This is a genomic window from Streptomyces sp. CNQ329 (assembly GCF_000482585.1).
In genome coordinates this window covers 54,330-67,647 of the sequence record NZ_AXVU01000010.1, presented here as the reverse complement: position 1 = coordinate 67,647, position 13,318 = coordinate 54,330, and the positions used below count along the sequence as shown (strand labels likewise).

Annotated in this window: 10 protein-coding genes; 2 read left to right on the top strand and 8 right to left on the bottom strand. The window is 71.5% G+C overall.

Annotated elements, in window-relative coordinates; translation table 11 throughout:
• Positions 1 to 16: 16 nt before the first annotated feature.
• The 5 genes from I003_RS0109265 to I003_RS0109245 are packed head-to-tail and all read right to left on the bottom strand — an operon-like array spanning position 17 to position 5,395.
• A complete protein-coding gene (locus tag I003_RS0109265) occupies positions 17 to 1,369 on the bottom strand; it encodes a GTP-binding protein (protein ID WP_037720448.1) in 1,353 nt (450 codons plus the stop codon).
• Between the two features lies 1 nt (position 1,370).
• Positions 1,371 to 2,297 (bottom strand): sulfate adenylyltransferase subunit CysD, encoded by a 927-nt coding sequence (gene cysD, locus I003_RS0109260; protein WP_027771278.1) that lies wholly within the window; start codon positions 2,295 to 2,297, stop codon positions 1,371 to 1,373.
• Entirely contained in the window at positions 2,294 to 2,863 is a 570-nt protein-coding gene (gene cysC, locus I003_RS0109255; RefSeq protein ID WP_027771277.1) for an adenylyl-sulfate kinase, read from the bottom strand. Before cysC ends, cysD begins: the two co-directional genes overlap by 4 nt.
• Complete coding sequence (locus I003_RS0109250) at positions 2,856 to 4,037, bottom strand: glycosyltransferase family 4 protein (RefSeq protein ID WP_027771276.1); 1,182 nt, start codon at positions 4,035 to 4,037, stop codon at positions 2,856 to 2,858. Before I003_RS0109250 ends, cysC begins: the two co-directional genes overlap by 8 nt.
• Positions 4,034 to 5,395: a sulfotransferase family protein gene (locus I003_RS0109245; RefSeq protein ID WP_027771275.1), complete on the bottom strand. Its 1,362-nt coding sequence runs from the start codon at positions 5,393 to 5,395 to the stop codon at positions 4,034 to 4,036. Before I003_RS0109245 ends, I003_RS0109250 begins: the two co-directional genes overlap by 4 nt.
• Before the next feature lie 442 nt (positions 5,396 to 5,837).
• On the opposite strand from I003_RS0109245, the gene I003_RS0109240 reads away from it, so the two are divergent.
• Positions 5,838 to 6,137: a hypothetical protein gene (locus tag I003_RS0109240; RefSeq protein WP_027771274.1), complete on the top strand. Its 300-nt coding sequence runs from the start codon at positions 5,838 to 5,840 to the stop codon at positions 6,135 to 6,137.
• Positions 6,138 to 6,181: 44 nt separating this feature from the next.
• Here I003_RS0109240 and I003_RS0109235 read toward each other — a convergent pair whose 3' ends face one another.
• Both I003_RS0109235 and I003_RS0109230 read right to left on the bottom strand, forming a co-directional pair.
• Complete coding sequence (locus I003_RS0109235) at positions 6,182 to 6,634, bottom strand: hotdog fold thioesterase (RefSeq protein ID WP_027771273.1); 453 nt, start codon at positions 6,632 to 6,634, stop codon at positions 6,182 to 6,184.
• Between the two features lie 19 nt (positions 6,635 to 6,653).
• Positions 6,654 to 8,984 (bottom strand): FdhF/YdeP family oxidoreductase, encoded by a 2,331-nt coding sequence (locus I003_RS0109230; protein ID WP_027771272.1) that lies wholly within the window; start codon positions 8,982 to 8,984, stop codon positions 6,654 to 6,656.
• Between the two features lie 137 nt (positions 8,985 to 9,121).
• On the opposite strand from I003_RS0109230, the gene polA reads away from it, so the two are divergent.
• Positions 9,122 to 11,797, top strand: coding sequence for a DNA polymerase I (gene polA / locus I003_RS0109225; protein WP_027771271.1), 2,676 nt, complete (start codon positions 9,122 to 9,124; stop codon positions 11,795 to 11,797).
• Positions 11,798 to 11,873: 76 nt separating this feature from the next.
• Here the strand turns inward: polA and pyk are convergent, their stop codons facing one another.
• On the bottom strand, positions 11,874 to 13,307 hold the full coding sequence (gene pyk, locus I003_RS0109220) for a pyruvate kinase (RefSeq protein WP_027771270.1): 1,434 nt from the start codon (positions 13,305 to 13,307) through the stop codon (positions 11,874 to 11,876).
• Positions 13,308 to 13,318: the final 11 nt, after the last annotated feature.

Sequence of the window (13,318 nt, the reverse complement as noted above, 5' to 3'; positions counted from 1 at the left end):
GCCGGGCGGGGTGCCGTCAGAAGTCCCAGTCGGCGTCGTCCAGCTCGGCCCGCTTCCGGCTGTCCGCGCCCGCGAACGCCGCGCCCGCCATGCCCGCGGCGAGGGTGGAGCCGTCCGCGGGATCGATCAGCAGGAACGAGCCCGTGCGCCGGCAGTCGCCGTAGTCGTCCACCGGCAGCGGCTCGGAGGTGCGCAGCACGACGCGGCCGATGTCGTTGACCTCCAGGGACCCCGGGGCGGGGTGGTGGGAGAGGTCGTCGAGGGTCAGCCGGTCGGGGATCTGCTTGACGATCGCCTTGACGGTGCGGGTGGTGTGCTTCAGCAGCACCCTCGCGCCGGGGGTGAGGGCGGTGTCGTGCAGATGGCAGACGGTGGCCTGGATGTCCTGCGTGGCGCCGGGGGCCTGCTCGCTGGGGGCGATCATGTCGCCGCGGGAGATGTCGATGTCGTCGGCGAGCCGGAGGGTGACCGACTGCGGCGCCCAGGCGGCGTCGACGCTCTCGCCCAGCACGTCGATGGCCTCGATGCTGGAGGTGCGGCCCGAGGGGAGCACGGTGACGGGCTGGCCGACGTGGAAGATGCCGGAGGCGATCTTCCCGGCGTAGCCGCGGTAGTCGCGGTGCTCCGGGGTCTGCGGGCGGATCACGTACTGCACGGGGAAGCGGGTCACGCGCCCGCGCGGGTCGTGGTCGATCTGGACGGTCTCCAGGTGCTCCAGCACCGTGGGCCCGGCGTACCAGTCCATGACGGCGGAGGGGGTGACGACGTTGTCGCCCTCCAGCGCCGAGATGGGGATGCTGGTCACCGCGGGCACACCGAGGGCCTTGGCGTACTCGGTGAACTCGGCGGCGATCGTGGCGAAGACGTCCTCGGCGTAGCCGACGAGGTCCATCTTGTTGACCGCCAGGACCACGTGCGGCACGCGCAGCAGCGCGGCGACCGCGGCGTGCCGGCGGGTCTGCTCGACGACGCCGTGCCGGGCGTCGACGAGGATGACCGCCAGCTCGGCGGTGGAGGCGCCGGTGACCATGTTGCGGGTGTACTGCACGTGGCCGGGGGTGTCGGCGAGGATGAAGCGGCGCCGGGGGGTGGCGAAGTAGCGGTACGCCACGTCGATGGTGATGCCCTGCTCGCGCTCGGCGCGCAGCCCGTCGGTCAGCAGCGCCAGGTCGGGGGCTTCCTGCCCGCGGCTGGCGGAGGCGCGCTCGACGGCCTCCAGTTGGTCGGCGAGTACCGACTTGGAGTCGTGCAGCAGCCGGCCGACGAGGGTCGACTTGCCGTCGTCGACGCTGCCCGCGGTGGCGAAGCGCAGCAGGGAGACCTCGGTGAGCGCGGCCGGCTCCGTGGCGGTGGGTGGGTTCACGGTCATGTCAGAAGTAACCTTCGCGCTTGCGGTCTTCCATGGCGGCCTCGGAGAGCTTGTCGTCGGCCCGGGTGGCGCCGCGCTCGGTGAGCCGGGTGGCGGCGATCTCGGCGATGACCTTCTCGATGGTGTCGGCGTCGGAGTCGACGGCGCCGGTGCAGGACATGTCGCCGACGGTGCGGTAGCGCACCATGCGGGTCTCGATGCGCTCACCCTTCTTGGCGCCGCCCCAGTCGCCGGGGGCGAGCCACATGCCGCTGCGGAGGAAGACCTCGCGGCGGTGCGCGTAGTAGATCTCCGGGAGCACGATCTTCTCGCGGGCGATGTACTGCCAGACGTCCAGCTCGGTGAAGTTGGACAGCGGGAAGACCCGGACGTGCTCGCCGACGGCGTGCTTGCCGTTGTAGAGCTGCCACAGCTCGGGGCGCTGACGGCGCGGGTCCCAGCCGCCGAACTCGTCGCGCAGGGAGAAGATGCGCTCCTTGGCGCGGGCCTTCTCCTCGTCGCGGCGGCCGCCGCCGAAGACCGCGTCGTAGCGGCCCTCCTCGATGGCGCGCAGCAGCGGCACGGTCTGCAGCGGGTTGCGGGTGCCGTCGGCGCGCTCCTTCAGCTCGCCGCGGTCGATGAAGTCCTGGACGGAGGCGACGTGCAGCCGCAGGTTGTGCTGCGCGGCGACGCGGTCCCGGTACTCCAGCACCTCGGGGAAGTTGTGCCCCGTGTCGACGTGCAGCAGCGCGAACGGCGGCGGCGCCGGCGCGAACGCCTTCAGCGCCAGGTGGAGCATCACGATGGAGTCCTTGCCGCCGGAGAAGAGAATCACCGGACGTTCGAACTCCCCCGCGACCTCGCGGAAGATGTGCACCGCCTCCGACTCCAGCACGTCCAGGTGCGGCAACTGGAAGTCCTGGGCGGCGGCCTCTTCGAACCGGCTCATGCGAGACCTCGTTCCACCAGTGCGGCGTGAAGCATCGCCGCGGATTCTTCGACACTCTGTTCGTGGGTGGGGATGCGCAGATCGGGGGCCGCGGGCGGCTCGTAGGGGTCGTCCACACCGGTGAGTCCGGAGATCTCGCCGGCCGCCTGCGCGGCGTAGAGGCCCTTCACGTCCCGCTCGGCACAGACGTCGACGGGCGTCGCCACGTGCACCTCCACATACGTCGTTCCTGCCGTCTGGTGACGCTTGCGCACCGCCTCACGGCTGTCCGCGTACGGGGCGATCACCGGCACCAGGACCTTCACGCCGTGCGACGCGAGCAGTTCGGCGACGAAGCCGATGCGCTGCACGTTCGTGTCGCGGTCCTCGCGGGAGAAACCGAGGCCGGCGGTGAGGAATTCCCGGATCTCGTCGCCGTCCAGCACCTCCACCCGGTGGCCGGCCTCCCGGAGCCGCTCACCGAAGGTGCGCGCCAGCGTCGTCTTGCCCGCGCTGGGCAGGCCGGTGAGCCAGATCGTGGCGCCGCGCGCGTGTACGCCGTCGGTGCCGGGTGCGTTGTCAGGCACTCCCACTCCCGTGAATCTCCTCGAACAGTGTCTCCCACTGCGGATGGACCGCTTCGGGAGTGTAGGAGCGCGACGTCTGCAGTGCCGCCGCTCCCATGTCGGCCCGCAGGCCCTCGTCGTCCATGAGCTGTCCCATGGCCTCTGCCAGCCCGTCCACGTCCTTGCGGGGCACCAGCAGGCCGTCCTTCCCGTGGGTGAGCACGTCGGCGGGACCCGTCGGACAGTCGAAGCTGACCACGGGCAGACCGTGGGTCATCGATTCGATCATCACCATGGGCAGACCCTCGAACCGCGAGCTGAGCACATAAAAGGATGCTCTCGCAAGTTCATCGTCCAGTTTGTGCGTGTGCCCCATCAGAAAGACGTGGTTGTACAGGTGGTTTTCGTTGATGAGGTGGCGCAGCTCGGCCTTCTTCTCACCGGTGCCGAAGATCCGCAGTTGCCAGTCCGGGTGCTTCTCCACGAGCTGCGCCCACGCGGGGATCAGCATGTCGAAGCCCTTCTGCGGGAAGAGCCTGCCGGCGGCCACGGCGATGCGGTTGGCGTAGGTGGTGAGCTTCTTCTCACCGGTGTGGACGGCGTTGGGAATGCGGACGACGCGGGTGTCGGGCAGCAGCTCCTGGTAGTCCTCCCGGTCTCCGTGGGTCAGGACGGCGACGGCGTCGAAGCCGGGGTACTCCTGCTGGATGGCGGCGCGGATGTCCGCCGGGTGCGTACCCAGGTTCATGTGCTCCTGGGCGATCTTCTTGCAGGAGCGCGGCGTGAACCGGGCGGTGAGGAAGTTCAGCCCGGGGCGGGTCGGGACGATCACCGCGTCGCGCTGGCGCTCCAGCCAGCCGATGACGGTGTCCTCGACGTACCGGTTGTAGCGCTCGTAGGCGAACTCGCCCGGCGGGATGTACCGGGGCGGCTGTCCTTCCCGCTCGATGCGCTTCTCCGCCGCCCGGGGTCCGGCCGCGGCCAGCTCGGCCTCGCGGGCGCCGGGCCGCTGGTCGACCAGGGTGGTGATGGTGACCTTGGGGTGGAGGGGGAAGTGGGGCTCGTCGCGGGTGCGCTGCATGCTGGCGATCTCGACGTCGTGGCCCGCGGCGGCCATGGAACCGGCCTGGTTGAACACGGTGCGGATGGTCCCGCCCGTGCCGAAGGCGTGCATCAGCAGATAACGGATCTTCATGAGGCCGGCAGTACCTCGACGGAGAGGTTGTCCTTGATGGTGTAGTACGGCTTGACCTCGACGCCGGCGCCGTCGATCTCGGCGGTCTGGCCGGGGAAGACCATGATGTTCTTCTTGCCGGGGATCCCGTCGAGGTGGCGGCCGGCGCGCAGCCGGACCTCCGCGTCGCCCTCGCCCGTGGTCAGGTGGATGTCCCACTGGGCCGGGGGGGTCAGCCCCGCGGGGGTCAGGTCGGCCACGGGCACCGTGACGTCGAACCTGCCGTCCTCGAGCTCCGCCGGGTAGCGAAGCTGCTGGTCCTCGTGGTCGCGCCGGACGAGAAGCATCGTCCAGGGGCCGCGGCTGCCGTCGGTGACGCCGTGAAGGCTGCCGGTGAGGCGCACGGCGCCGTCGCGGGGCCAGACCTCGGCGATCTCGGCGTGCGGCTCGCGGGCGGCGGCCAGGGCGTCCCCGCTCCTGCCTTCGACGTAGCCCCAGGCGGCGCTGACCTCGCGCAGCGGCTCGGGGATCTCCTCCTCGGCGGGCAGTGCGCGGCCGGCCTGCACCTGGCCGCTGCGGATCTTGTCCTTCCAGTCGCCGAGACCCTTCTTGTAGCTCGTCTGGGTCCGGGAGCCGTAGTCGAGCATTTCCGGCTCGAAGTCGATCTCCAGGTAGGAGCAGATGCCCTTCATGGCGGACTCGGGGTCGTCGGTCAGCTCCTCGTAGCGCACGACGTGCCCGGGCAGGGCCTGGCGGGCGCGTTCCGTGGCGCGCATGTAGCGCAGCGCGTCGAGGGCGGCCTCCTCCTCGGTGCGCTTCTCCGGGTCGGCCTCGTACCAGGAGCGGGCGATGGAGGCGGGGTGGCGGAGCAGGAAGATGAACCGGGCGTCGGGCCAGCAGGCGGCGATGCGCTTGTACGCGAAGGTGTTGCTGGGCGTCTTCTCCACCAGGAAGTCCTTGCCGGAGCGGACCAGCTCACGGTGCAGCACCCGGTCCCAGATCAGGTGCTCCAGGTCACCGCGCTCCAGGCCCAGCTCCGCCATGGCGCGCTCGGCGAGCTTGGTGCCGGCGTTGACCTCCAGCCGGCGGAAGTGGAGTTCGTGGGCGGAGTGCAGCCGGGAGTGCGCGTTGAGGAGCAGGCGCAGCAGGGTGGAGCCGGAGCGTACCGGCGACATGATGAACACGGGCTGCCTGAGCAGCCGGTCGACTTCGGGATCCTCCGGTGGGCGGTACGCGACCTGCACGGGCGGCTTCGGCTCCGCGGGCCGCTCCTTGGCCTTGGCTGACTTCGGGGCAGGCGGTTGCGGCAGCCCGGCCTTACGGATCTCGAAACCCGTGGTTGCACCGAGCTTGTGATTCAGCTTCCGGAGGAGGTTCATGCGCCCCGAGGCTAGAAGGCGTTTGTGAGACGGGCAACGTACCCGTAGGCCATGTTGGCTAAACGTGCAGGTCATGGCTAGTTTCATTGATGCGGGGTGGCGCTGGTCACAGCGCCCCCCGGGGACCCGCGGGGACCTGCGGAATCCCGCCGCAGGCACTGCCTCTCACCGCCCGGACGGGTGAATTCCGCACGGGACGTCGGCGCCGCCGAGGGTGAGGGGGTGCTGAGGATCATGAGAGCGGGATGAGAGGGGACGGCCCCGGAGGCGGCCGGTCTGAGCGTATCGGGTGAGCGATTCTCATGGGCTTCTCATCCCCGCTTCCGCGGCGGGTGTCCGCGGCGGGACACGCGGGCGGACGGCGGGAGCCCGGGTCGGCGGGGTGCGCGGTCGATCGTGGTGCCCGGTGCCGGACGGACCGGCACGGAAGGGATATCTCGGTATGAGCATCACGATGAAGCGCGCCGCGGTCACCGCGGCCGCGGCGCTGTCGGTCCTGCTGGGCACCGCGGGGGCCGCGAGCGCCGCCGGGTCGCACCCCGCGCCGCACCGGCCGTGCGGGCAGACCAAGCACGTCGCCCACGGGTCCGCCGGCTGGTCGGGCGAGGCCGGCAGGCGGGTGCACGTGCGGGAGACGCCCCGGGGGCACTGCAAGAAGCCCGGGCGGACGCACGCCCGCGGGCACCGCAAGATCGTGAAGAGGTTCGTCGTCAGGGACGGCCGGCGGGCGCCGCGCGGCTGACCGAACCGGGCGGCCGTCGCCGCCGTGTGCCGGTCCGCCGCGGGTCAGGCGTCGCGCAGCAGGCAGGTGAGCCGTGCGGTGCACACCCGGCGGCCCTCCTCGTCGCTGACGACGACCTCGTACGTCGCGGTGGACCGGCCGCGGTGCAGCGGCGTGGCCACGCCGGTGACCACGCCGGAGCGCAGGCCCCGGTGGTGGGTGCAGTTGAGGTCGACGCCGACGGCGACCTTCGCCGGGCCGCCGTGCAGCATCGCCCCGACCGAGCCCAGGGTCTCGGCGAGCACCGCGGAGGCGCCGCCGTGCAGCAGCCCGTACGGCTGGGTGTTGCCCTCCACCGGCAGCGTGCCCACGACCCGGTCGGGCGCCGCCTCCAGCACCGTCAGACCCATGCGCCGCCCGAGGGCGCCGGCGGAGAACAGCTTCTCCAGGTCGACGCCGACGCCGGAGAAGTCGTCGAGGATCTCCTGCGGGAACTTCGTCGTGGTGTGCTCGCCCATGGGCGCCCGGCTCCGTCCTTTACGCCGTCGTGTCGGGCTCCACCGTAGACGCGGCCGGTTCCAGCCTGATCACCAGGGACTTGCTCGTGGGGGTGTTGCTGGTGTCCGCGGTGGAGTCCAGCGGCACCAGCACGTTGGTCTCCGGGTAGTAGGCGGCCGCGCAGCCCCGGACCGTCGGGTAGTGCACGACGCGGAAGCCGTCCGCGCGCCGCTCGACGCCGTCGTGCCACTCGCCGACGATGTCCGCGTACGCGCCGTCGGCCAGGCCGAGGTCCGCGGCGTCGTCGGGGTGGACGAGGACGACGCGCCGGCCGCCGCGCACGCCGCGGTAGCGGTCGTCCAGGCCGTAGATCGTGGTGTTGTACTGGTCGTGGCTGCGCAGCGTCTGCAGCAGCAGCCGCCCCTCGGGGACCTGGGGGTACGTCACCGGTTCCGCGGTGAAGTTGGCCTTGCCGGTGCTCGTGGGGAAGCGGCGCTCGTCACGCGGGGCGTGCGGGAGGGTGAAGCCGCCGGGGCGGCGGACGCGGGCGTCGAAGTCCTCGAAGCCGGGTACCACGCGCGCGATGCGGTCGCGGATGCGCGCGTAGTCGTTGCTGAACTCCTCCCAGGGCGTGGCGCTGTCCTCCCCCAGCACCGCGCGGGCGAGCCGGCAGACGATCGCGACCTCCGACAGCAGCGCGTCGCTCGCGGGCGCGAGCCGTCCGCGGGAGGCGTGCACGACGCCCATGGAGTCCTCGACGGTCACGAACTGGTCGTGGCCGCGGCCGTCGGGACCGGGCTGCCGGTCGCGCTCCGTGCGGCCCAGGGTGGGCAGGATGAGCGCGCGGGCGCCGGTGACGACGTGGCTGCGGTTGAGCTTGGTCGACACGTGCACCGTCAGCCGGGCGCGGCGCATCGCGGCCTCGGTGACCTCGGTGTCGGGCGAGGCGGAGACGAAGTTGCCGCCGACCGCGAAGAAGACCTTGGCGTCGCCGTCGCGCAGCGCGCGGATGGCGCGTACCACGTCGTAGCCGTGGTGGCGGGGCGGCGTGAAGCCGAACTCCTGCTCCAGCGCGTCCAGGAAGGCGGGAGCGGGCCGCTCGAAGATGCCCATGGTGCGATCGCCCTGGACGTTGCTGTGGCCGCGCACGGGGCAGACGCCGGCGCCGGGGCGGCCGATGTGCCCGCCGAGGAGGAGGAAGTTGACGATCTCCTTGATGGTGGGCACGGCGTGCTTGTGCTGGGTGAGGCCCATCGCCCAGCAGACGACGATCTTGTCGGCGGCGAGCACCATGTCGGCGGCGCGGTCGATGTCGGCGGCGGTCAGGCCGGTGGCGCGCTCGGCGTCGGCGTCGGCGTAGCCGCGGGCGGCGGCGGCGTACTCCTCGTAGCCGTGGGTGTACTCGGCGACGAACTCCTCGTCGACGGCCTTCGCGCCGGAGTCGTGCGCGGCGAGGACGCGCCGGGCCAGGGCGCGGAAGAGCGCCTGGTCGCCGCCGGTGCGGACCTGGAGGAACAGGTCGGTCAGCGCGGTGCCGCCGCGCACGAGACCGCGTACGGTCTGGGGGTTTTTGAACCGGACCATGCCGGGCTCGGGCAGCGGGTTGACCGTGATGATGCGGGCGCCGTTGTCCTTGGCTCGTTCCAGCGCGGTGAGCATGCGCGGGTGGTTGGTGCCCGGGTTCTGGCCGGCGACGATGATCAGGTCGGCCCGGTGGAGGTCGTCGAGCAGGACGCTGCCCTTGCCGACGCCGAGGGTCTCGGTGAGCGCGGAGCCGGACGACTCGTGGCACAGGTTCGAGCAGTCCGGCAGGTTGTTGGTGCCGAACTCGCGGGCGAAGAGCTGGTAGAGGAACGCGGCCTCGTTGCCGGTGCGCCCGGAGGTGTAGAAGACCGCCTCGTCGGGCGAGTCGAGGGCGGTCAGTTCCTCGGCGACGAGGGCGAACGCCCGCTCCCAGGAGACCTGCTCGTACTTCTCGGCGCCCTCCGCCAGGTACACGGGATGGGTGAGCCTGCCCTGCTGGCCCAGCCAGTAGCCGCTGCGGCCCGCGAGGTCGGCGACGGGGTGCTCGGCGAAGAAGGCGGGGGTGACGCGGCGCAGCGTCGCCTCCTCGGCGACCGCCTTGGCGCCGTTCTCGCAGAACTCGAAGGTGTGCGGCCGGTCCGGGTCGGGCCAGGCGCAGCCGGGGCAGTCGAAGCCGTTGCGCTGGTTGACGCGCAGCAGGGTACGGGCCGTACGCCGTACGCCCATCTGCTCCTGTCCGGCGCGCAGGGACTGCGCGATGGCGGCGGCGCCGACGGCGGACTGCCGGGGAGGGGTGACCTCCGGGGAGTCCTGGACGGGGTCGCCGACGGGCGGTTTTCCGGCCATGACGGTCACCCTTTCTCCGGTGGGGCCTACGGGACCGATCCTGCCATGCCACACCGTCGCGGGCTCCGTTGTCACTGAGGCATGGCAGGATCGGAGCCGTGGCTGAGAACGCATCGAAGACCCATCGCCCCCGCCTGATGCTGCTGGACGGACATTCTCTGGCATACCGGGCATTCTTCGCGCTGCCCGCGGAGAACTTCTCCACCCTCAGCGGGCAGGTCACCAATGCGATCTACGGCTTCACGTCGATGCTGTCGAACACGTTGCGTGACGAGCAGCCGACGCATCTGGCGGTCGCCTTCGACGTCTCGCGGAAGACCTGGCGCTCCGCGGAGTTCGCGGAGTACAAGGCCAACCGGACCTCGACGCCCGACGACTTCCGGGGCCAGGTCGAGCTGATCGGCGAGCTGCTGGACGCGATGAACGTGCCGCGCTTCGCCGTCGAGGGATTCGAGGCGGACGACGTCATCGCCACGCTGGCCACGCAGGCCGAGGAGGACGGGTTCGAGGTGCTGATCGTCACCGGCGACCGGGATTCCTTCCAGCTCGTCTCCGACCACGTGACCGTGCTGTATCCCACCAAGGGCGTCTCCGAGCTGACCCGCTTCACCCCGGAGAAGGTCGAGGAGCGCTACGGCCTGACGCCCGCGCAGTATCCGGACTACGCCGCCCTGCGCGGCGACCCCTCCGACAACCTGCCGGGCATCCCGGGCGTCGGCGAGAAGACGGCGGCCAAGTGGATCAGGCAGTTCGGCTCGCTCGCGGAGCTGGCCGAGCGTGCCGATGAGGTCAAGGGCAAGGCCGGGCAGAACCTGCGCGACCATCTCGACGCGGTGCAGCTCAACCGCCGGCTCACCGAGCTCGACCGCAACGTCGAGCTGCCCGCCCGGCCCGAGGATCTGGAGCGCAAGCCGTACGACCGGACGTCGCTCCAGGTCGTCATGGACGCCCTGGAGTTCCGCAACCCCAACTTCCGCGAGCGGCTGTTCAACGCCGACCCGGGCGCCGCCGAGGCGGAGACCGAGCCCGAGCCGGGGGTGCAGGTCGACGGCCGGGTGCTGCAGACGGGCGAGCTGGCGCCGTGGCTGGCCGAGCACGGCTCCGTGCCGCTCGGCGTGGCCACCGTCGGCACCTGGAAGCTCGGCGCCGGCAGTGTCTCCGAGATCGCGCTGGCCACCGCGGAGGGGCCGGCCGCGTGGTTCGACCCGGCCCGGCTGGACGCCGCGGACGAGCAGGCGTTCGCGGGCTGGCTCGCGGACGCCGGCAGCCCCAAGACGGTGCACGACGCGAAGAGCGCCATCCGCGTCTTCGCGGAGCACGGCTGGAGCGTCGAGGGCGTGGCGATGGACACGGCCCTGGCCGCCTATCTGGTCACTCCCGGGCGGCGGACGTTCGCGCTCGACGCGCTCTCGATCGCCTATCTGGGCCGCGAGTTGGAGCCCCCGGCGGCCGACGGTCAGCTTGAGCTGGGCCTGGACGGCGAGGAGGGCGACCAGCAGGCGGCCGAGCGGGACGCCCTGATGCGTACGGCCCGTACGGTCCTGGACCTCGGCGAGGCGCTCTCCGACAAGCTGGCGCAGGTCGGCGCGGCGGAGCTGCTGCGCGACATGGAGCTGCCGGTCTCGGCGGTGCTGGCCGGGATGGAGCGGGCCGGCGTCGCCGTCGACCGGGCCCACCTGGAGGCCATGGAGCAGCAGTTCGCCGGCGCGGTGCAGCAGGCCGTCCGGGAGGCGCACGACGCGGTGGGCCACGAGTTCAACCTCGGCTCGCCCAAGCAGTTGCAGGAGGTCTTCTTCGGCGAGCTCGGCCTGCCGAAGACCAAGAAGACCAAGACGGGCTACACCACGGACGCCGACGCGCTGGCCTGGCTCGCCACCCGGACCGACCATGAGCTGCCGGTCATCATGCTGCGCCACCGCGAGCAGGCCCGGCTGCGCTCCACGGTCGAGGGACTGATCAAGACCATCGCGGCGGACGGCCGGATCCACACCACGTTCAGCCAGACGGTCGCCGCCACCGGCCGGCTGTCCTCCACCGATCCGAACCTGCAGAACGTGCCCATCCGTACGGACGAGGGCCGGGCGATCCGCCGCGGATTCGTCGTCGGCGAGGGGTACGAGTCGCTGCTGACCGCCGACTACAGCCAGATCGAGCTGCGGGTGATGGCGCACCTGTCGGAGGACGAGGGGCTGATCGAGGCGTTCGCCTCCGGCGAGGACCTGCACGACACCGTCGCCTCGCAGGTGTTCGCGGTGCCGCGCACCGAGGTCGACCCCGAGATGCGGCGGAAGATCAAGGCGATGTCGTACGGACTGGCCTACGGGCTGTCCGCGTTCGGGCTCTCGCAGCAGCTCGGCATCGAGGCCGCCGAAGCCCGCAAGCTGATGGAGAACTACTTCGAGCGCTTCGGCGGCGTGCGGGACTATCTGCGCCGCGTCGTCGACGAGGCCCGCGCGACGGGCTACACGGAGACGATGTTCGGCCGCCGCCGGTATCTGCCCGACCTGAACAGCGACAACCGCCAGCGGCGCGAGATGGCCGAGCGGATGGCGCTCAACGCCCCGATCCAGGGCACCGCGGCGGACATCGTGAAGCTCGCGATGCTGCGGGTGGACCGGGCGCTGACGGCCGCGTCGCTGCACTCCCGGCTGCTGCTGCAGGTGCACGACGAAGTCGTGCTGGAGGTCGCCCCGGGCGAGCGGGAGCGGGTGGAGGAGCTGGTCCGGCGCGAGATGGCCGGTGCGGTGGCCCTGCGGGCGCCGCTGGACGTCGCGGTGGGCGTCGGTGCGGACTGGGAGTCGGCCGCGCACTGAGCCGGGCGCCGAGCCGCGTACCGCGCGTGCCACGCCGGGCCGCCGGATGTCCGGCGGCCCCTCGCCTCCGGGTCCGTCAGCTTGCGGGGTCGTCCTCGCCGATGTGGTGGACGCGGACGAGGTTGGTCGAGCCGGAGATGCCGGGCGGGCTGCCGGCGGTGATCACGACCACGTCGCCCCTGCGGCAGCGGCCGATCTTGAGCAACTGCTCGTCGACCTGCGCCACCATTTCGTCGGTCGTCTGCACCATCGGGCCGAGGAACGTCTCCACGCCCCACGTCAGGTTGAGCTGGCTGCGCGTCGCCGGGTCCGGGGTGAAGGCCAGCACCGGGATCGGCGAGCGGTAGCGCGAGAGCCGCCGCACCGTGTCGCCGGACTGCGTGAACGCCACCAGATAGCGCGCCCCGAGGAAGTCGCCGACCTCCGCCGCCGCGCGCGCCACCGCACCGCCCTGGGTGCGCGGCTTGCTGCGCTCGGTCAGCGGCGGCAGGCCCTTGGCGAGCACCTCCTCCTCCGCCGCCGCGACGATCCTGCCCATCGTCCGCACCGTCTGGATCGGGTACTTGCCGACGCTCGTCTCACCGGAGAGCATCACCGCGTCCGTGCCGTCCATCACCGCGTTGGCGACGTCGGACGCCTCCGCGCGCGTCGGCCGGGACGCGTCGATCATCGAGTCGAGCATCTGCGTGGCGACGATGACCGGCTTGGCGTTCCGCTTGGCGAGCTTGACCGCCCGCTTCTGCACCATCGGCACCTGCTCCAGCGGCATCTCCACGCCGAGATCGCCGCGGGCCACCATGAGCCCGTCGAAGGCGTCGACGATGCCCTCCAGGTTCTCGACCGCCTGCGGCTTCTCCACCTTGGCGATCACCGGGACCCGCCGGCCCTCCTCGCCCATGATCCGGTGGACGTCGCGGACGTCCTGCCCGGAGCGCACGAAGGACAGCGCGATGACGTCCGCGCCCGTGCGCAGCGCCCAGCGCAGGTCGTCGCGGTCCTTGCCGGAGAGCGCGGGGACGGAGACGGCGACGCCGGGCAGGTTGAGGCCCTTGTGGTCGGAGACCATGCCGCCCTCGATGACGATCGTGCGCACCCGCGGCCCGTCCACGGCGGTCACCTCCAGGGTGACGCGCCCGTCGTCGACGAGGATCCGCTCGCCTTTCGCGACGTCGGCGGCCAGTCCGGCGTACGTCGTGCCGCAGCACTGGCGGTCGCCTTCGACCGGATCGACGCTGATGGTGAATTCATCGCCCCGTTCGAGAAATACAGGACCTTCACGGAAGGTGCCCAGACGGATCTTCGGGCCCTGAAGGTCGGCGAGCACGCCGACGCTGCGCCCGGTTTCGTCCGCGGCCTTGCGCACCCGTGCGTAACGCTCCTCGTGCTCAGCGTAGGTGCCGTGGCTGAGATTGAACCTGGCGACATCCATTCCCGCTTCGACCAGGCTCTTGATCTGGTCGTATGTGTCGGTCGCTGGACCCAGGGTGCAGACAATCTTCGCTCGGCGCATGCTTTCGACTC